The sequence below is a fragment of the Lentzea sp. NPDC004782 genome (genome assembly GCF_040609115.1).
Taxonomy (GTDB): domain Bacteria; phylum Actinomycetota; class Actinomycetes; order Mycobacteriales; family Pseudonocardiaceae; genus Lentzea.
This window is the reverse complement of sequence record NZ_JBEXJN010000034.1, coordinates 69,707-88,576: the sequence shown is the minus strand read 5'-3', so window position 1 is coordinate 88,576 and position 18,870 is coordinate 69,707. Positions and strand designations below refer to the sequence as shown.

The window sequence follows — 18,870 nt, the reverse complement described above, 5'->3', positions numbered from 1 at the left end:
ACGGGGCCAGTAAGTAGGAAATCCCCTAGCACCCCCCTAGGACCCCCCTATCATCCCGCCCGGAAGTGCTTTCCCCGGCGGAGCCGTTTTGCCGGGCACGCCCAGTGGCTAATCTTTGGTCACCGGCCCGGAAGAAAGCCCGGACAACAAGATCCGAAGAATCACCGGGTTTCACTCCGCCACCTGTTTTACCTACTCCTCGGAGGGGCATTTCAATGACTCAGGCCCAGCAGACGGTGAACCTTCCCAGCTCCGCGTTCATCGGCCTGACCGAAGTCAACGACGCAGCGGCCACCGGAAACGTTCTCGGCGTCATCAACTACACCACCGAGTGCACCGCCCCGCGTGTCGAGAATGGCCTTCTGACCCTCGACCTGCACATGGCCGCCGACGACGGTGAGGCGTTCGCGGAGGTGTGGACGACCGACCGCCCGGTCGAGACCGGCGAGCACCACGGCGTCGTTTACGCCCACGACGGCGAGTACCTGCTCGTCGCCGGCCGCATCGCCCCGACCGGCCGCTACACCGAGGACACCCGCGCCGCCTACGTCGCGGCGCTGGACCTCATGGACACGCTCGGTTACAAGAACTGCTTCCGCATGTGGAACTTCATCAACGACATCAACGCCGACAACGCCGAGGGCCTGGAGATCTACCGGGACTTCTGCAAGGGCCGCGCGGAGGCGTTCGAGCTCTTCTGCTTCGGCGACAAAGAGGTGCCGAGCGCGACCGGAATCGGCTCGCTGGGCGGCGGGATCGCCTTCTACTTCCTCGCCTCCCGCTCCGCCGCGCTCACGTCGGTGGAGAACTCCAAGCAGATGGCCGCCTACCACTACCCGAGGCAGTACGGCCCGCGCCCGCCCAAGTTCGCGCGCGCCACCTACCTCGCCGCCACGCACACCGACCGCAGGTCAGGACAGATCTACGTGGCCGGGACGGCCAGCATCCGCGGGCACGAGACCCTGCACGCCGGCGACATCGCGGCACAGGTGAAGTTGTCACTGGACAACATCGAGCACCTCATTTCCGACGAGAACCTGGCGGACTACGAGATCACGCAGGGCAATTCCCTGCTGGACCTCGACAACATCAAGGTCTACGTCCGGCACCGCTGCGACATCCCGCTCGTGCGCGCGATGTGCGAGGAGCGTTTCTCCCCGAACGCCCGCGTCCAGTACCTGAACGTCGACGTCTGCCGCGCCGATCTCCTCGTGGAGATCGAGGGCATCGTCGCCTGAAACGTCCGGCCGAACCAGAACCAGGAGTGAGCACAATGCCTCAGACGGTGAAGCTGACGGAGTTCACGTACACCCGGACCACCGCCCCGTGGATGACGTTGCCGGCGACGCAGCAACCCCACTGGCACCACCACCCGGAGTACGACCTGATCGAGGCCGAGCTCTCCGGCGCACTCCCCCTGGTCGCGCATTCCGAAATTCGCGAGGCGAAGCGCGCGCTCGGTCTCGCCGCGCTCGGCGAGGCGCGCGTGCTGCAGCTCGGCGACTGCGCGGAGTCCTTTTCCGACGCCGACCCGCTGACAACTTCCCGAAAGGTGCGCAACATCCAGCGCATCGCCGCCCGCATGGCGGAACGCTCGGGTCAGCAGGTGGCACGTTTCGGACGGATGGCGGGCCAGTACGCGAAACCTCGTTCGAGCAACTTCGAAACGGTCGGCGGAGTCGACCTGCCGTCGTTCCGGGGTGAGCTGGTCAATTCGTTCGAAGCCGACACCGCGGCCCGTCGACATGACCCCGAACGAATGCTGATGGCCTACGACGCGTCGTCCGCGGTTATCCGAGAAGTGCGCGCCCATTGGGCGGGAACCGCCGAGGAACTGGACGGTGGCCCGTGGGTCGCTCACGAGGCATTGGTGCTGGATTACGAGAACGCGCTCATCCGCACCGACGAGCGCACCGGAGAGCAGTTCCTCACCTCGACGCACTTCCCGTGGATCGGCGAGCGCACCCGCCAGCTCGACCACGCGCACGTCAGCATGTTCGCCTCGATCGCGAACCCGATCGGCTGCAAGATCGGCCCGACCGCGGACCCGGAGACCGTCGTGCGGCTGTGCCAGCTGCTCGACCCGCACCACACGCCCGGCCGGTTGACGCTGATCGTCCGCATGGGACACGAGGACATCCACGTCGCGCTCGCACCGATCGTGCGCGCCGTGCAGCGCGCCGGCCACCCGGTCGTCTGGGTCTCCGACCCCATGCACGGCAACACGGTGACGACCGGAACTGGGCGAAAGACTCGACTTGTCTCTCATATCATCGAGGAGGCCACGGCGTTCCGGCACATCCTCGAGACCGAGGGCGCACACGCGGCGGGCTTGCACCTGGAAGCGGCCGCGACCGACGTGACGGAGTGCGTCGGTGGCTCCGTGCCCGACGAGAAGGCTCTCTCCGAGCGCTACGAGACCCTTTGCGACCCGCGGCTGAACCCCGACCAGGCGCTCAGGGTGATCGACGCGTTCTTCTGACCCAGACGGGGAAACAGATGACGTCACCGCAGCCGGCCGACCGGGCCGCCGCCGAGACCGCCGCTGATGTCGCGGTCGTCGGTTGCGGCCCGGTCGGCCTCGTTCTGTCCATCCTCCTCGCGCACAAGGGATGGCGGGTCGTCATCCTGGAGAAGTACCGCGGCCAGTACCCGTTCCCGCGCGTGGTCGCGTTCGACGGCGAGACCGCGCGGTCGTTCGCCTCGGCCGGCATCGGCGCCGACCTCATGGAGCTCGGCGAACCGCTGGGGCAGTACATGTTCCAGAACGCCGAGGGCCGCGAGCTGTTCAGCTTCGAGGCCCCCTACGAGCCCGGCCGGGACGGCTGGCCGATCGCGACCGTGATGCACCAGCCCACGTTCGAACGGGCGCTGCGCGACCACGTGGCCACGTTGCCGAACATCACGACCTTGTTCGGGCACAAGGTGGAGGCGATCGAGGACAACGGCTCGTTCGTCTCGATCACCGCTCCCGGACCGGACTTCGAGGGCCCGGTGACCGCGAAGTGGGTCGTCGGCTGCGACGGCGCGAACAGCTTCGTCCGCGACGTCATGGGCACGCGCATGATCGACCTGAACTTCAAGCACGACTGGCTGCTGGTCGACGTCGTCTTCCACGAGAAGCGCGCGTTCCGCCCCAACGACGTGCAGGTGTGCGACCCGGCCAGGCCCACCACGATCGTCGCGTCCGGCCGCGGGCACCGACGGTGGGAGTTCATGCGCCTGCCCGGCGAGTCGATCGAGGAGCTGTCCACCGTGGAGCGCATGTGGGAGCTGCTCAAGCCCTACGACGTCACGCCGGACAACGCCGACCTGACCCGCAACATCGTCTACACCTTCCAGGCCGCCATGGCCGACAAGTGGCGCGACGGACGGCTGTTGCTGGCCGGTGACTCCGCGCACCTGATGCCGCCGTTCGCCGGGCAGGGCATGTGCTCGGGCATCCGGGACGCGGCGAACCTGGCGTGGAAGCTCGACCTCGTGCTCCGCGACGTCGCCTCCGACGAGCTGCTGGACGCCTACCAGGCCGAGCGGGCGTTGCAGGTGCGGCACACGATCGAGATGTCCATCGAGGTCGGCAAGATCGTGTCGGAGCTGGACCCGGTCGCGGCCGCCCGCCGGGACGCGTTCCTGATCGCGATGCGGTCCAAGCCGGAGGGCGTCGACCTCGCGCCGTCCGCGTACGCGCTGGAGGATGGCATCGTCCGGCGGAGCACGGACGGGGTCTCGCTGCCGGACGGAGAGCTGTCGCCGCAGGGCGTGGTGGCGCGCGGGACTGTCCGCGACCGGTTCGACGAGGTCGCCGGGCGGGGGTGGCAGCTGATCACCACGCTCGACCCGTACGAGGCGCTGGGTGAGGACGAGCTCGAGTTCCTCAAGAAGCTCGGCGCGCAGCTGGTGCGCGTGATGCCGGCCGGGATCCCGCCGAAGATCGCCCGAGCGCACGAGGTCGTGGACGTGGAGCGGGTGTACCTGCCGTGGCTGGCCGGGCACCGGAAGGTGGCGGCGCTGGTGCGGCCGGACTACTACGTGTTCGGGTTCGCCAAGGACCGGGCGGACCTGCCGGAGCTGGTGAAGGAGCTCAAGGAGCAGCTGCCGTTGCTCTGACCGCCGAGCTGACGCAGGGGTCCCCCGGCCAGGGGGACCCCTGCTTCTATTCTCGCAGAGAGGTCTGACAGTCCTCGTTCTCGCAGCTCAGGCCGTGCTCGGCAGGTACGAGTGCAGGTCCGCGGGCAGGTCCTTGCGGTACTTCACGTTCAGCTTCCGGTACACCCTGGTGAGGTGCTGCTCGATCGTCGACGGCGTGATGTACAGCTTCGACGCGATCTCCCGGTTCGTGTACCCCACCGCCGCCAGCGCCGCGACCCGTCGTTCGGCGTCGGTCAGCGTGGCGATCGGGTCGACCGGCTTCTCCTCCGCCGGAGCGTCCTCGGCGTCGGCTTTGCCACGCGACGGCAGCAGTTCCTCGCACAGTTCCGCCGCGTCGCACACGTTCGCGACGTGCCACGCCCGGCGGGCCACCGTCCACGCGCGACGGTGCTCCCGCAACGCCTGGTGCGCCTTGGAGAGATCGGCCAGCGCTCGGGCCAGCTCGTACTGGTCGCCGAACTCCTCCAGGACCGCCACGGCGTCCTGGAGCAGCTGCGGCCGGTTGTGCGGCTGGTTCGTGGCGGCCAGCAACCGCAACGCCACCCCGCGCGTGCGCGACGCCTCCGGTCCCAGCCGGGCCAGCTGCTCGTTGATCAGCCGCTTCGCCTCGTCCCGGTTCGCGCCGTGCAGCAGCCAGGCCTCCGCGGCCGAGGTCCGCCACGGCACCAGCCCCGGCTGGTCGACACCCCACGACGTCATCAGCTCGCCGCACGACAGGAAGTCCGCCAGCGCCGCGTAGTGCCGTGAGGTGGCCAGGTAGTGGTGCCCGCGCGCGTACAGGTAGTGCAGGCCGTACCGGGACTGGAACATCGCCTCGGGCACCGGCTGCTCCAGCAACGCCGCCGCTTCCTCGTGCCGTCCCATCTTCGTGGCGGCGTTGATCAGCACGCCCAGCGGCAGGCCCAGCGCCACGCCCCACCCGCCGGCGGGCATGACGTCCAGCGCGTTCTGCGCGTGCTCGAACGAGCTCGTCAGGTCACCGCGCCGCAACGACACCTCGGCGCGCACGCTGGAGAAGAACGCCCGTGCCACCGCGAGGTTCTTGACCCGTGTCTCCTCCAGCAGCCGGTCGCACCACCGCGCCGCCACGTCGAGCCGGTCCGCGTACACCAGTGCCTGCAACGCGAGCATCGCCGACTCCGGGCCCCACGACCCGCTGTCGGACGGCCGCGCGGCCTGCAGCACGTGCTCGGCGTCCGTGGCGGAAGCGTCGTTCGCCCCGTACGTCAGCACGTTCGCCAGGGCGGTGACGGCCTTGAGCATCGGGCCGGAGGTGAGGCTCACCGTGCGGGACTTCGCCGGTTCGGACTGGGGACGCCGCGCGAGCGTCGGGTGCGAGCAGGCCAGCCACAGCTCCATGGCGCGCAGGGCGCTGCTCGGCGTCGTGGCGCGCCGGACCCGTTCCAGCGCCTCGGTGGCCTCGTCGACCTGGCAGTTCCACAGCATCGGCTGCACCAGCGAGGTCACGTCGCGGTCCGACAGCTGCCCGGCGCGCATGGCCGGCACCACCACGCCCAGTCGTCGTCCGGCGGCGGACGGGTTGACCCGCCACTCCACCCGGACGAGCTTCGCCGCGATCGCCGCCCTGCCGTGCACCTCGACGCACGCCCGGTGCGCCAGTTCCAGGTACCGCAACGCCGTGTCGATCTGCTCGTCGCGCAGCGCGTGCTCGGCGGCCTCCTCGAAGACCGGCACCATCCACGGGTTCTCGGAGTGGTCGGCCATCACCAGGTACGGCGCCACCTCTGTCGCGGGCGCGCCTTCGTCGTGCAGCAGCAAAGCCGCGCCCAGGTACATCTCCTTGCGGTCCTGAGTGGACAGGTCGTCCAGGACGGCACCGCGCGCGGCCGGGTCGCGGAACCACCCGTCGTGCAGCAGGCCCGCCTCGTTCATCACGTCCAGAGCGGAGTCGACGGCCTCGGCGTCCACGCGGGCCAAGCGCCCCAACGACTCGCGGCTCGCGTTCTCGCCCGTCACGGCCAGTGCCCGCGCGACCGGCAGCACGTGGTTCTCGCACCGGTGCAGGCAGCTGACCAGCGCTCGCCGGTAGCTGGGCCCGACGACGAGGCCGCCGTCGTCGCGCGGCTTGCACAACCGCTGGTCGTCCAGCAACGACCGCACCAGCAACGGGTTGCCGCCGGTGAGCGCCATCGCGTCCGCGGCGTGCTGCGGCGACTCGAAGATCTCGTCCAGCGCGCTCAACGGCGCCAGCTGCACGTCGCGGCAATGCGGGTGCCGCAACAACTCCGTGTGCAGGGGTGTGTGCGCGGCGCGCGGTGACGCGGTCTCGGTCAGCATCAGCAGCACCTTGACCTGGCCGAGCCGCCGGATCAGGTACAGCAGCCAGTGCAGTGACGACGAGTCGGCGTGCTGCACGTCGTCGATGCCGATCACCAGCGGTGACTCGGCCGTCAGGTCCATCAGCGCGATGCACAACGCGTGCAGCTGCCGGGCCGTGGGACCGTCGGCGGACCGGGCGGCCGCGTCGAGCAGCTCACCCACCTCGGCCGGCGCGTCCAGCGGGTGGAAGATCTGGCCCACCACACCGAAAGGGAGGTCGCGTTCGAACGCCGAACAGGTCGCCTTGACGAAGCTGACGCCGCAGGACTCGCCGAACGCGTGCAGCAGCTCGGTCTTCCCGCTCGCCACCGGACCGGTGAGCAGCGCGACCCTTCCGGATCCTGACAGGGAGTCCGTCAACAGCGTCTCCAGGGTGGCCCACTGGTCGTCGCGCTCGACGAGACCGCGCAGCCGTGCCCTGGTGGTGCTGTTGTCGGACGTCCTGGTCATGATGATGTACCTCTCGCCACGACGAGTCGGCATCGAGGTTCTCAGGCGGACACATCCTCATGAAATCGATACGTGCCGGTTCTAGGTTTTCTCCTGGACCTGGGGTGCGTCGCAACACTAGGGCTTCTTCCGGTGCGACGTCCGGCAGGCTCGCCTTCACCAGGCGTGGAGAAGGGTGAGGTCCATGAGCCAGCGGCCGGTCCTGTTCGTCAGTCTGCCGGAAAGCGGCCTGCTGAACCCCATGCTCGTGCTAGCGGGGGAACTGTCGCGCCGCGGCGTCGAGAACCTGTGGTTCGCCACCGACGACAAGGGCCGCGAGGAGGTCGAGGCGGCCGCGGTCGGCTCACCGATCAGGTTCGCCTCGCTCGGTGAGGTGATCCCGGAGATGTCGTCGGTGACGTGGCCCGACGACATCTACGCGAAGGTGACGCAGCGGTCGAGGTTCAAGGCGCGCAAAGCCGTCATCGAGCAGACGCACCGGCCGCTGCTGCGCATTCCCAAGTACCGCAGGCTCGCCGAGCTCGTCGACGAGATCCGGCCCGCGCTGATGGTCGTCGAGTCGATGTGCATGTTCGGCTACGAGGTCGCGATCACCAAGGGAATCCCGTTCGTGCTCAGCAACCCGTTCGTGCCGTCGAACCTCGTCACGTCCGCGGTCCCGATCGGCCCGTCCTACACGCCCGCGGAGTTCCCGCGCCCCCACACCGGTTTGCCCGCGGACATGTCCTTCACGCAACGGTGGGCCAACAAGCTGTTCGGGTGGCGCACGCTCGCGATGGCTTTCTCGAAGCAGAACAAGGAACGCAACGCGGAGAACGCCCGAGTCGTCGAAGAGCTCGGCATCTCACCCGAGGCGCTCGGTCAGTTCGCGCGGGTCGAGAAGTCCGAGCTGGTGCTGTGCTACTCGATCCCCGAGATGGACTACCCGTTCGACATCCCCGAGAAGATCCGCACGGTCGGCGCGCTCGTGCCGCCGCTGCCCCAGGCCGAACCGGGTGAGCTGGGCCAGTGGCTGGACGCGCAGAAGTCCGTGGTGTACATGGGGTTCGGCACGATCACCCGGCTGACCCGCCCCCAGGTCGAGGCGTTCGTGCAGGTCGCGCACCGGTTGGAGGGCAAGCACTCGGTGCTGTGGAAGCTGCCCCGCGACCAGCAGGAGCACCTGCCTGACACGCTCCCGCCGAACCTGCGCGTCGAGACGTGGGTGCCGTCGCAGCTCGACGTCCTGGCACACCCGAACGTCAAGCTGTTCTTCACGCACGCGGGCGGAAACGCCTACACCGAAAGCATCTACTTCGGCAAGCCGATGGTGTCGCGGCCGCTGTGGGTCGACTGCTACGACCAGGCGGTGCGGGCGGAGAGCTTCGGGGTCGGGCTGACGCTGGACAAGCCGCACACCGTCGATCCGCAGGACGTCGTGGACAAGCTCACCCGCGTCCTGGACGACCCGTCGTTCCGCGAGAACGCCGAGCGTCTCGCCGCGCTGCAGCACGCCGCCGGTGGCCGCAAGACCGCCGCCGACCTGATCCTGTCCCTTCCCGCGCTGTCCGCGAAGTGAGTTGACGATGAGCTACCGCTACCCGGTCTCGATGCCTTCCTTGCGCGGCAACGAGCTCGACTACACGACGAAGGCCGTGACCGACGGCTGGATCTCCTCGCAGGGCCCGTACGTGCCGCAGTTCGAGGAAGCCTTCGCCGCCTACAACAACGTCCGGTACGGCGTCGCCTGCTCGTCCGGTACGACGGCGCTGACGCTCGCGTTGCGCGCCCTGGGCGTCGGGCCCGGCGACGAGGTGATCGTCCCCGAGTTCACGATGATCGCTTCGGCGTGGGCAGTCACCTACACCGGTGCCACGCCCGTGTTCGTCGACTGCGCGGACGACCTGAACATCGACGTCACCAGGATCGAGGAGAAGATCACCCCGCGCACCAAGGTGATCATGCCGGTGCACGTCTACGGCCGGCAGTGCGACATGGAGCCGATCCTCGAACTGGCCTACGAGTACAACCTGCGCGTGGTCGAGGACTCCGCGGAGGCCCACGGCGTCAAGCCGACCGGTGACATCGCGGCGTTCTCGCTGTTCGCCAACAAGATCATCACCTCCGGTGAGGGCGGCATCTGCGTCACGAACGACCCGCACCTGGCCCGGCAGATGGCGCACCTGCGCGGCATGGCGTTCACCCGCGACCACAGCTTCCTGCACAAGAAGCTCGCCTACAACTTCCGCATGACCAACCTGCAGGCGGCGGTCGCGCTCGCGCAGACCGAACGCCTCGACGAGATCATCGCGACGCGTGCGCGGATCGAGAAGCGGTACGACGAAGGCCTTCGGGGCATCGAGGGCATCACGCTCATGCCGCCGCGTGACGTGTTGTGGATGTACGACCTGCGCGCGCAGCGCCGTGGGGAGCTCATGGAGTTCCTCGCCGGGAAGGGGATCGAGACCCGCCTCTTCTTCAAGCCGATGAGCAGGCAGCCCGGCTATCTCGACCCGGTGTGGCCGTCGCTGAACGCGAACCGGTTCGCCGAGGACGGGTTGTACCTCCCCACCCACGCCGAGCTGACCGAAGACGACCAGGACTACATCGTGGGGCAAGTCCGCCAGTTCTACGAGGGATGACATGACCACTGACGCCGCCGCCGACCTAGTCCCGTTCATGATGCGCCGTCCCGGTGCGCCGTTCCCCCCTCCCGAGTACCAGGAGTTCCGCAACCGGCCCGGCCTGGTGAAGGCCGCGCTGCCGTCCGGCGAGACCGTCTGGCTGGTCACGCGGCACGAGGAGGTGCGCGCGGTCCTCACCGACCCGCGGATCAGCTCCAACCCGACGCACGAGGGCTTTCCACGTCCGTCGCGGACGGTGGGCGCGCCGTCCGCGGACGAGGTGCCGGGCTGGTTCGTGTCGCTGGACCCGCCGGACCACAACAGGTTCCGCAAGGCGCTGATCCCCGAGTTCACGGTGCGCCGCATCCGGTCGCTGCGGCCGGCGGTCGAGGAGATCGTCGACCGCGCCATCGACGGGATGCTCGCGAAGGGCAACACCGCCGAGCTCGTCGAGGACTTCTCCCTGACGGTGCCGTCGCTGGTGATCTCCTCCCTGCTGGGTGTGCCCAAAGTGGACAGGGACTTCTTCGAGGAGAAGACGAAGGTCCTCGTGACGCTGACGTCGACCGACGAGGAACGGGACAAGGCGTCGGAGCACCTGCTGCGCTACATCAACCGGCTGATCACCATCAAGTCCAAGCGACCGGGCGACGACCTGATCAGCAGGCTCCTGCAGGGCGGTCTGCTGACGCCCCAGGAGCTGTCCGGTGTCTCGATGCTGCTGCTCATCGCGGGCCACGAGACGACCGCGAACAACATCTCGCTCGGCGTCGTCACGTTGCTGCAGCAGAAGCAGTGGATCGACGACGACCGCGCGATCGAGGAGCTGCTGCGCTACCACTCGGTGGCCGACCTGGTGGCGCTGCGGGTGGCGATCGAGGACGTGGAGATCGGCGGGCAGCTGGTCCGCGCCGGCGAGGGCATCGTGCCGCTCGTGGCCGGGGCGAACCACGACCCGGAGATGTTCGAACGGCCGCACGAGTTCGACCCGTCCCGCTCGGCCACCGGGCACGTGGCGTTCGGGTACGGCGTGCACCAGTGCCTCGGCCAGAACCTGGTGCGGCTGGAGATGGACGTCGCCTACCGCGGGCTGTTCGGGCGGATCCCGGCCCTGGAGGTCGCGGTGCCGCTGGAGGAGCTGCAGTTCAAGTACGACGGAGTCCTCTTCGGACTCCACGCGCTACCTGTGCGCTGGTAACTCTTGGAGGACGGCAATGGCTCGGATCAGTGTGGACACCGGCAGGTGCATCGGCTCGGCTCAGTGCGTGCTGGCCGCGCCGGACGTGTTCGACCAGGACGACGACGGGTTCGTCACGGTGCTCGACGACAACCCGACCGGTGAGGCGGAGACCACCGCGCGCACGGCTCGTGGCATCTGCCCGGCGCAGGCGATCACCGTCCACGACTAACGGCCGCGGCGGGGCTTCGCGCGCTTGGCGGGCTGTTTCTGCCTTTGCCGGGGGCTCCGCCGCTGCTGCTGCTCGGCGGGTTCGGGCTGCGGGCCGCGGCTGCTGTTGACCGTGCGGCCGCGGACGATGCCGATCATGTGCTCGACCAGCTCGGGGTTCTCGTCGCGGATCGGGAACGACAGCGCCACCCGTGACTGCGGGGCACCGGTCAGCGGCACGTACTTGAGGTCCTTGCGGTGGTGCAGCCGGGCCAGCGACTGCGGCACGACCAGCAGCCCCACCCCCGCGGCCACGATCTCGATCGCGTCCGCGGTGGTCCCGGGCCGCTCGACCGGCGCCTGGCCTGGGATCTCGTCCCACTCCAGGGTGTCGTCGAGCGGCTGCCACAGCACGTGCGGCTTCAGGTCCTCAAGGGACAGCTCGCCGGCCGCGGCGAACTCGTGGTCCTTCGGGAACACGACGACCGTGGTCTCGGTGTAGAGCGGGATCGCGTGCAGGTCCTCGCGGTCGCCCGGCAGCCGCAGCAGCGCGGCGTCGGCCTCGCCCTCGCGCACTTTCGCCGCGGCTTCGGCGGTGGTCACCTGCACGAGGGTCAGCTCGGTCCCCGGCAGGCGTTCCTGCCAGACCCGTGCCCATTTGCCCGGCGTCACGCCTGGGACGTACGCGAGCGTGAACGATCCGGTCACGCGCTGAGGCTACCGGACGCAACGGTTACTCTGTGCGCATGAAGTCGCAGCAGACCATGAAGCCCGCCACCGCCGCGAAGAAGCTGGGCGTGTACCTCGAGGCCACGCCCGAGGAGTTCCAGGCGGGGGTCGTGTCGCGCGACGAGCTGGGCGAGCTGCAGGCCAACCCGCCGGAGTGGCTGCGGGAGCTGCGCCGCAACGGCCCGCACCCCAAGCAGCTCATCGCGCAGAAGCTCGGCATCTCGACGTCCGGCCTGGTGCGGGCCGGCATCACCGAGGCGCTGACCACCGAGCAGATCAACGCGATCAAGGACGAGAACCCGGAGTGGCTGGTCCGCGAGCGCGCCACCTACAAGGAGTTCAAGGCCGAGGAAGCGCGCCTCGCGGAGAAGGCGCGCCTCGACGAGCAGTCCTAGCAGCGCTCTTCGGTGTCGGCCGCGTAGACCGTCTCGCCGCGGCCGACCGCGCCGTAGGCCTTGGTGCACTTGTTGACGGTGTGCAGGCCGTCGGACCACACCTCGCGGTCGTTCTTCGGGTCGACGTTGTAGCCCTGCAGGTCACCGATGCCCTTGACCCACAGGCCGGCGCCCGCGTCGAAGCCGCGGTGCGTGCTCGCCCACGACTCCCACACGAACGTGTAGCCGTAGTTCTTGTCGCAGCCGACGAACTGCTTGATCGAGGCGATGGTCTCGCCGGCGCCCTTGAGGATCTTCGTCGCGCCGATCTGCGTGACGCGCGAGCAGCCCGGTGCCGTCTCGGCCGTCGCCGGCGTGCCGCCCAGCAGCGCGATGCCCGCGGCCAGGCCGACCGTGAGCACGATGCTCTTGAACTTCTTCGCCATGCGCAGCACCGTGCCAGCAAGCACTGACACGGTGCTGACAGGTGGCTCCCGTCACCAGGTGAGCGGGAACTTCTCCAAGCCACCGGCCAGGCGGCCGCCGGGGTGGGACTCCAGCTCCGACTCCGGCACGGCGAGCCTGAGGCCGGGCAGGCGTTCGAACAGCGTCGTGAACGCGACGCCGAGGATGATCCGCACGAGCGGGGCGCCGGTGCAGTGCCGCATGCCGTGACCGAACGTGAAGTGGTGGTTGGGCGAGCGGGTGACGTCGAACTTGTGCGGGTCGTCGAACGCGCGCGGGTCGAAGTTGGCGAGGCTGAAGTCCAGCATCACCAGGTCGCCTTCGGAGATCGTGACGCCGCCGATCTCGATGTCCTCGCTGGCGTAGCGGGGCAGGACGGGTGAGCTGATGGTGGCGCGCATGACCTCGTCCACGGCCTGGGCCATGATCGTCGGGTCGGACATGGCCTTGTCGCGCTGGTCGGGGTTGCGCAGGAACAGCAGCACGCCGAAGTCGAGGTGGCTGGCGAGTCCCGCGAGGCCGGTGAACAGCAGCGTGACGACGTGCAGCCCGATCTCGTCGTTCGTCAGTCCGGTCTCGATGAAGCGCGAGATGACGTCGTCGCCGAGGTCGGACCGGCGGCGTTCGCCGATCTCGGCGGCGAAGCCGAAGAGCGGGTCCATGCCGGCCTCGGCGTGCTGCTGGTCCGATGCGCCGACGGTGTCCATCATGTCGAGCAGCTTGCGCCGGTCCTGCACCGGGATGCCGACCATGTCGCACAACGCCTGCTGCGAGTAGTCCATCGAGTAGGCCTGGTGCAGGTCGACCGGCGGTCCGGCGGCGATGATGGCGTCGAGCTTGGCGTTGGCGATGGCCTCGACGCGTTCCTTGCGTTCGATGACGCGGCGTGCGGCGAAGCTCTTGGTGTACAGGACGCGTTTCTTCTCGTGACGTTCTTTCTCGACCTCGATGTCGTCGCTGGTCACGAGCATGTCGAGCATGGGGTTGCGCAGGAACCGCGGCGCGGTGGCCGGGTCCTTGTGGCTGCGGCCGAGTTTGTTGTTCTGCAGCAGCGACTTCACCTCGGCGTGGCGGGTGACGAGCCAGCCCTCGTCGCCCGCGGGCGTCCGGATGCGGCACACCGGCGCCTGCTCCTGCAACCGCAGCCGGAGTTCGCTGAACGTCAGGATCGACGGCAGTTCGACCCCGATCAGGGGCAGTTCCTGCGATGTGGTCATCGGACGCCTTCCAGTTTCTCGATACGGGTGCTGAGCCAGTCCTCCATCACCTCGGCGACGACGCCGGCGTCCTCCTTGACCATCGCCATGTGGTCGGTGGCGACGACGCGGATCTCGTCGGCGGGGACGTCGACGTCCTGGTCGGTGGTGACGAGGTCGGTGCCCTTGACTTCGTTCGCGCAGCGGATGAGCAGCTTCGGGACCGTCGTGTGCAGGCCGGTGTCGATGATGAGCGGGAACCAGTGGGCCATCGCGGACAGGCGGGTGCTGTTCATGTTCACCGCGGGCGAGTCCATGGTGTTGAAGTAGTTCGTCGTGACGGCGTCGAAGTCCATGCCCTCGCTGGAGTTGTAGTTCATGCTCAGGGTGTCGAGCATGATCACCGCTTCCGGCGTGATGCCCCAGGTCTCCTCCAGCACCGCCGCGGCGAAGTAGGCGAGCGTGCCGCCGGAGGAGTGTCCCACCAGGACGAACGGGTCGCCGTCGGTGCCGTTGAGGATGCTCTCGGCGACGAACCGGGCGGCGGCCTCGGTGGTGCGCGGGAGGGCCTCGCCTTCACCGAAACCGATGAGCGGCAACGCGGACACGTGCCGCTTGCCGCGCAGGTGGGCGGCGAGCCGTGCGTACATGTGCACGCCCGCGGTGGCGCCGGGGGCGCTGACGCAGACGAGCTTCGGCAGCTTCGGTCCGTCGGCGAGCGTGACGGGGACGGGGAGGTCCTCCAGTTCGGCGGGGCTGTCGAACATCGGGCGGAGGTTCGCGACGGCCTTGAGCATCCGCAGGCCCTCGACGACCTTGCCGGTGGTGACGCTCTGCATGAACAGGCCGAACACCGTGTCCTGGGCGTTGACGACCGTGCCGTTGCTCGTGGCCGGTCCGGCGATGGTGCCGAGCTCGCCGTCGACCCTGGCGGCCAGCGCGGCGGGGGTGCCGCTGTCGAACACGGCGCTGCCGGGGAGTTTCAGGTTGAGCATGTCGTTGAGCTGGTTGCGCAGCTCGACGGCGATGAGCGAGTCGAAGCCCAGTTCCAGGAAGTTCTTCTCCGGGTCCACTTTGGACGCGTCGTTGTGGCCGAGCAGGGCCGCGCAGGTGCCGACGACGAGCTCACGCACCTTGTCCGCACGCTCGTCGGGGTCGGTGTTGCGCAGCCGGTCCAGCACGGTCACGGCGGCGAGCTGGCTCTGCTGCGGGAGGTTCTGCTCGTCGACGATGTCGCGCAGCAGCGGCGCGACGCGTTGCTGGTTGCGGTTGACGTGCATCGGGACCACGGCGGGCTTGCGCTCGGCGAGGGCGGCGTCGAACAGCGCGAGACCCTGTTCGGCGGCCAGTGGCGGCATGCCGGAGCGTTGGATGCGGTCCATGGCGGCGTCGCTGAGGCCCGCGGTCATGCCGCCGTCCTGCGCCCACGGGCCCCAGGCGAGGCTGATGGTGTTGGGGCGGTTCTTCGCGAGGGCGTCGAGGTAGGCGTTGGCGGCGGCGTAGTTGCCCTGGCCGGCCGCGCCCAGGACGCCTGCGACGGAGCTGTAGAGGACGAGCAGCTTGAGGTCGTGCTGGGCGAGCAGGTGCGCGGCGTCGACCTTCGGCGTGAGGACGCTGGTGAGGCGGTCGGGGGTGAGGGCGTCGACGAGGGCGTCGTCCAGCACGCCGGCCGTGTGGATCACGGTGGTGAGCGGGCGGTCCGCGGCGGCGAACAGGGTCTGGACGTCGTTCGGGTTCGCGATGTCGGCGGCCGCGATGGTGACGGTGGCGCCCTTGTTCTCCAGCTCCCGCTTGAGGTTCTGCGCGCCGGGTGCCTCCTCGCCGCGGCGGCTGGCGAGCAGCAGGTGCCTGACGCCGTGCCGGGTGACGAGGTGTTTGGCGAGCTCGGCGCCGAGGCCGCCGGTACCGCCGGTGATGAGGACGGTCTCGTCCTCGGCCCACTCGTGCCTGGCCTCGGGGTTCTCGGGGAGTTCCTTCAGCCGGGCGACCTTGACCCTGCCCTCGCGGACGATCACCTGCGGCTCGTCGCCGTTGACGAGCTCGGTGAGCAGGGCGCCGGAGACGTCGAGGCCGTCGCTGTCGACGAGCAGGAACCGGCCGGGGTTCTCCGCCTGCGCGGTGCGGACGAGGCCCCACACCGCCGCCGCGGCGAGGTCTTCGCCCGATGCGGCGCCGCGGCTGACGAAGACGACGCGGGAGTTCTCGAACTGCAGCGCCTCCTGCAGGATGTTCAGGGCGCGCTGGGTGCTGGCGTGCACGCTTTCCGGGGTGTTCTCGCCGGTGACGGCCACGACGAACACGTCGGGCGTGGTGGGCTGGGCGGCCTCGGTGAGGGTTTCGCCGTAGCCGCTGACGGACTGGCCCGCCGCGTACAGGACGTGGGCGAGGTCGAACTCGTCGCCGCCGATGATGGCCCAGCGCGCGCCCGTGATCGCCTTCGCGTCCACAGTGGACTTGACCCAGTCGACCTCGTAGAGCGCCGGGCGGCTGGCGTTCGGCTGGGTGCCCGGTGCCATGGTGCTCCGCGGCCAGAAGCGCTCGGTGTCGAACGGGTAGGTGGGCAGGCCGATCTTGTTGCCGTTCCCGGGCCAGCTGATCTTGCTGCCGGTGGTGTAGAGCTTGGCCAGTGCGGTGATGAACGCGGTGACCTCGTCCTTGTCCTTGCGCATCGTCGGGATGGCGTGGTCGACGAGTGCGGCGAGGACGGCGCTCGGCCCGATCTCGACGAACGTGGCGTCACCGATGTCGTTGATGTTGTCGGTGAACCTGACGGTGTCCCGGACGTGGCCGACCCAGTAGTCGGATTGTTGAACAATCCCACGAGTGAACAGCGGGATCGTCGGATCGTTGAACGAAATGCCCGCGATGGCGCTGCGGAAGTCGTCGAGCATCGGTTCCATCAGCGGTGAGTGGAACGCGTGGCTGACCGGCAGCTGCTTGGTCTTCCTATCGTTGAATCGTTCAACAATCCTACGTGCCTCTTGTTCAACACCGGCGATGACAACGGAGTCCTCGGCGTTGATCGCGGCCAGGGAGACGCCGCTGGTCAGATGCGGGACGATCTCGTCCTCGGTGGCCTGGATCGCGATCATCACGCCGCCCGGCGGCAGGTCCTGCATGAGGCGGGCACGTTCGGTGACGAGCCTGGCGGCGTCCTCGAGCGTGAGCACCCCGGCGACGTGCGCGGCGGCGATCTCGCCGATGGAGTGGCCGGCGACCTTGTCCGCCTTGAAGCCGTAGCTCTCCAGCAGCCGGTACAGCGCGACCTCGAACGCGAACAGCGCGGGCTGGGTCCACCCGGTCTGGTCGAGCTTCTCCTCGTCCTCCCACATGACCTGCTTGAGCCCGCTCGGCAGGTGTTCGAGAGCGGAGTCGAGGGCTTCCCGGAAGACCGGGAACGCCTCGTACAGCTCCTTGCCCATGCCGGCCCGCTGCGCGCCCTGCCCGGAGAACAGCGCGGCGACCGGCTTGCGCGCCACGGTTCCGGTGGCGATGACGTCGCCGTCGAGAACGACCGCGCGGTGGTCGAACGTCGTCGGCCGGGTGGTGAGCAACGAGTACGCGACGTCCCGCGGCTCGCCCTGGACGGCCTTGAGCTGCTCGATGCGGGCTTTCAGGGCATTCGGCGACTTCGCCGACACCACGAACGGGTGCCTGCCCGCGAGGTCCTGCCCCGCTCCTGCTGTATCGATCCCGGTTGGGCCCCCTCCGGGGGAGACCGAGGTCCCCACTCCAATCGTCTCAGAGGGGTCCGACAGTTCCGGGCTGGTCGTGTCGTAAGTGGACCGTTCAGGCGCCTCGGGTGCTTCCTGGATGATGACGTGGGCGTTGGTGCCGCTCACCCCGAAGGAGGAAACGCCGGCGCGGCGGGGTTTGCCGGTGCGCGGCCACGGCGTGGTCTCGGTGAGGAGGCTGACGTTGCCCGCGGACCAGTCGACGTGCGACGACGGCGACGTGACGTGCAAGGTCGGCGGGAGGGTGTCGTGGCGCAGCGCCTCGACGATCTTGATGACGCCCGCGACGCCCGCCGCGGCCTGGGTGTGGCCGATGTTGGACTTGATCGCGCCGAGGTGCAGCGGGGTCGCGCGGTCCTGGCCGTAGGTGGCGAGCAGCGCCTCGGCCTCGATCGGATCTCCCAGCACGGTGCCGGTCCCGTGCGCCTCGACGGCGTCCACATCGGACGCGGACAGGCCCGCGGAGGCGAGCGCGGCCTTGATCACCTCACGCTGGGCGGGGCCGTTGGGGGCGGACAGGCCGTTGGAGGCGCCGTCCTGGTTGATCGCGCTGCCGGCGACGACGGCGAGCACCGGGTGGCCGTTGCGCCGGGCGTCAGAGAGCTTCTCGACGAGCAGCACGCCGATGCCCTCGGACCAGCCGGTACCGTCCGCGTCGTCCGAGAACGCCTTGCAACGGCCCGAAGTCGCGAGTCCACCCTGTCGGGTGAATCCGGCGAAGTTGGAGGAAGTCGCCATGACGGTGACGCCACCGGCCAGGGCGAGCGAACACTCGCCGTTGCGCAGCGCCTGCGAGGCCAGATGCAGTGCGACGAGAGAAGAAGAGCACGCGGTGTCGACCGTGACGGCCGGGCCCTCGAAGCCGAACGTGTAGGAGATGCGTCCGGAGATGACGCTGGCCGCGGTGCCCATACCGGCGTGGCCCTCGACATCCTCCTGGGAGGCGATCAGGACGTGGCCGTAGTCCTGGCCGTTGGTGCCCACAAACACACCGGTGCGGGAGCCGCGCAACGTCGTCGGGTCGATGCCCGCGCGTTCGACGGCTTCCCAGGCGGTCTGCAGCAGGAGCCGTTGCTGGGGGTCCATGGCGAGGGCTTCACGGGGCGAGATGCCGAAGAAGCCGGGGTCGAAGTCGGCGGCGTCGTAGAGGAACCCGCCCTGCAGCGTGGCGCTGGTGCCGCCGGCCAGCGTGCCGAGGTCCCAGCCGCGGTCGGTCGGGAACCCGGTGATGGCGTCGCGGCCTTCGGCCACCAGCTGCCAGAGGTCCTCGGAGGAACGGACGTCGCCGGGAAAGCGGCAGGCGATGCCGACGATCGCGACCGGCTCGTGCCTGCCGGCCTCGACCTCCTCCAGCCGCCGGCGGGTCTGGGCGAGATCAGCGGTGACCCACTTCAGGTACTCAACGAGCTTCTCTTCGTTCGGCATCGCCGGAAACCTCTCCGT

The 18,870-nt window shown here is 69.0% G+C and carries 13 protein-coding genes; 8 read left to right on the top strand and 5 right to left on the bottom strand.

Annotation, left to right across the window (positions count from 1 at the left end; all coding sequences use genetic code 11):
• The first annotated feature begins 215 nt into the window (after positions 1–215).
• Genes ABZV40_RS28700 through ABZV40_RS28690 form a run of 3 tightly spaced genes read left to right on the top strand, consistent with a single transcriptional unit; the run spans position 216 to position 4,107 of the window.
• A complete protein-coding gene (locus ABZV40_RS28700; protein WP_355448068.1) occupies positions 216–1,238 on the top strand; it encodes an FkbO/Hyg5 family chorismatase in 1,023 nt (340 codons plus the stop codon).
• A gap of 35 nt (positions 1,239–1,273) precedes the next feature.
• Positions 1,274–2,482 (top strand): 3-deoxy-7-phosphoheptulonate synthase, encoded by a 1,209-nt coding sequence (locus ABZV40_RS28695; RefSeq protein WP_355448065.1) that lies wholly within the window; start codon positions 1,274–1,276, stop codon positions 2,480–2,482.
• 17 nt (positions 2,483–2,499) lie between these two features.
• Complete coding sequence (locus ABZV40_RS28690; protein WP_355448062.1) at positions 2,500–4,107, top strand: bifunctional 3-(3-hydroxy-phenyl)propionate/3-hydroxycinnamic acid hydroxylase; 1,608 nt, start codon at positions 2,500–2,502, stop codon at positions 4,105–4,107.
• 87 nt (positions 4,108–4,194) lie between these two features.
• On the opposite strand, the gene ABZV40_RS28685 is transcribed toward ABZV40_RS28690, so the two are convergent.
• Positions 4,195–6,939 (bottom strand): AAA family ATPase, encoded by a 2,745-nt coding sequence (locus ABZV40_RS28685; RefSeq protein WP_355448059.1) that lies wholly within the window; start codon positions 6,937–6,939, stop codon positions 4,195–4,197.
• 184 nt (positions 6,940–7,123) lie between these two features.
• Between ABZV40_RS28685 and ABZV40_RS28680 the strand changes: the two genes are divergently transcribed.
• Genes ABZV40_RS28680 through ABZV40_RS28665 form a run of 4 tightly spaced genes read left to right on the top strand, consistent with a single transcriptional unit; the run spans position 7,124 to position 10,951 of the window.
• The gene (locus tag ABZV40_RS28680; RefSeq protein ID WP_355448056.1) at positions 7,124–8,497 is read left to right on the top strand and encodes a glycosyltransferase; all 1,374 of its coding nucleotides are present in this window, start codon (positions 7,124–7,126) and stop codon (positions 8,495–8,497) included.
• Between the two features lie 7 nt (positions 8,498–8,504).
• Positions 8,505–9,560, top strand: coding sequence for a DegT/DnrJ/EryC1/StrS family aminotransferase (locus ABZV40_RS28675; RefSeq protein ID WP_355448053.1), 1,056 nt, complete (start codon positions 8,505–8,507; stop codon positions 9,558–9,560).
• Between the two features lies 1 nt (position 9,561).
• Positions 9,562–10,740, top strand: coding sequence for a cytochrome P450 (locus ABZV40_RS28670; RefSeq protein ID WP_355448050.1), 1,179 nt, complete (start codon positions 9,562–9,564; stop codon positions 10,738–10,740).
• A 16-nt stretch (positions 10,741–10,756) separates the two neighbouring features.
• Entirely contained in the window at positions 10,757–10,951 is a 195-nt protein-coding gene (locus ABZV40_RS28665) for a ferredoxin (RefSeq protein WP_355448047.1), read from the top strand.
• On the opposite strand, the gene ABZV40_RS28660 is transcribed toward ABZV40_RS28665, so the two are convergent.
• Positions 10,948–11,637 carry a LysR family transcriptional regulator substrate-binding protein gene (locus tag ABZV40_RS28660; RefSeq protein ID WP_355448044.1) on the bottom strand — a complete coding sequence of 230 codons (690 nt, stop codon included), beginning with the start codon at positions 11,635–11,637 and terminating at the stop codon, positions 10,948–10,950. The two genes, ABZV40_RS28665 and ABZV40_RS28660, sit on opposite strands and share 4 nt — an antisense overlap.
• A gap of 38 nt (positions 11,638–11,675) precedes the next feature.
• On the opposite strand from ABZV40_RS28660, the gene ABZV40_RS28655 reads away from it, so the two are divergent.
• Positions 11,676–12,053, top strand: a complete 378-nt coding sequence (locus ABZV40_RS28655; protein WP_355448041.1) for a DUF5997 family protein — start codon at positions 11,676–11,678, stop codon at positions 12,051–12,053.
• Here ABZV40_RS28655 and ABZV40_RS28650 read toward each other — a convergent pair.
• Genes ABZV40_RS28650 through ABZV40_RS28640 form a run of 3 tightly spaced genes read right to left on the bottom strand, consistent with a single transcriptional unit; the run spans position 12,050 to position 18,852 of the window.
• The gene (locus ABZV40_RS28650) at positions 12,050–12,478 is read right to left on the bottom strand and encodes a hypothetical protein (RefSeq protein ID WP_355448038.1); all 429 of its coding nucleotides are present in this window, start codon (positions 12,476–12,478) and stop codon (positions 12,050–12,052) included. The genes ABZV40_RS28655 and ABZV40_RS28650 overlap by 4 nt on opposite strands.
• Before the next feature lie 51 nt (positions 12,479–12,529).
• Positions 12,530–13,714, bottom strand: coding sequence for a cytochrome P450 (locus ABZV40_RS28645; protein ID WP_355448035.1), 1,185 nt, complete (start codon positions 13,712–13,714; stop codon positions 12,530–12,532).
• Positions 13,711–18,852, bottom strand: coding sequence for a type I polyketide synthase (locus ABZV40_RS28640; protein ID WP_355448032.1), 5,142 nt, complete (start codon positions 18,850–18,852; stop codon positions 13,711–13,713). Before ABZV40_RS28640 ends, ABZV40_RS28645 begins: the two co-directional genes overlap by 4 nt.
• Positions 18,853–18,870: the final 18 nt, after the last annotated feature.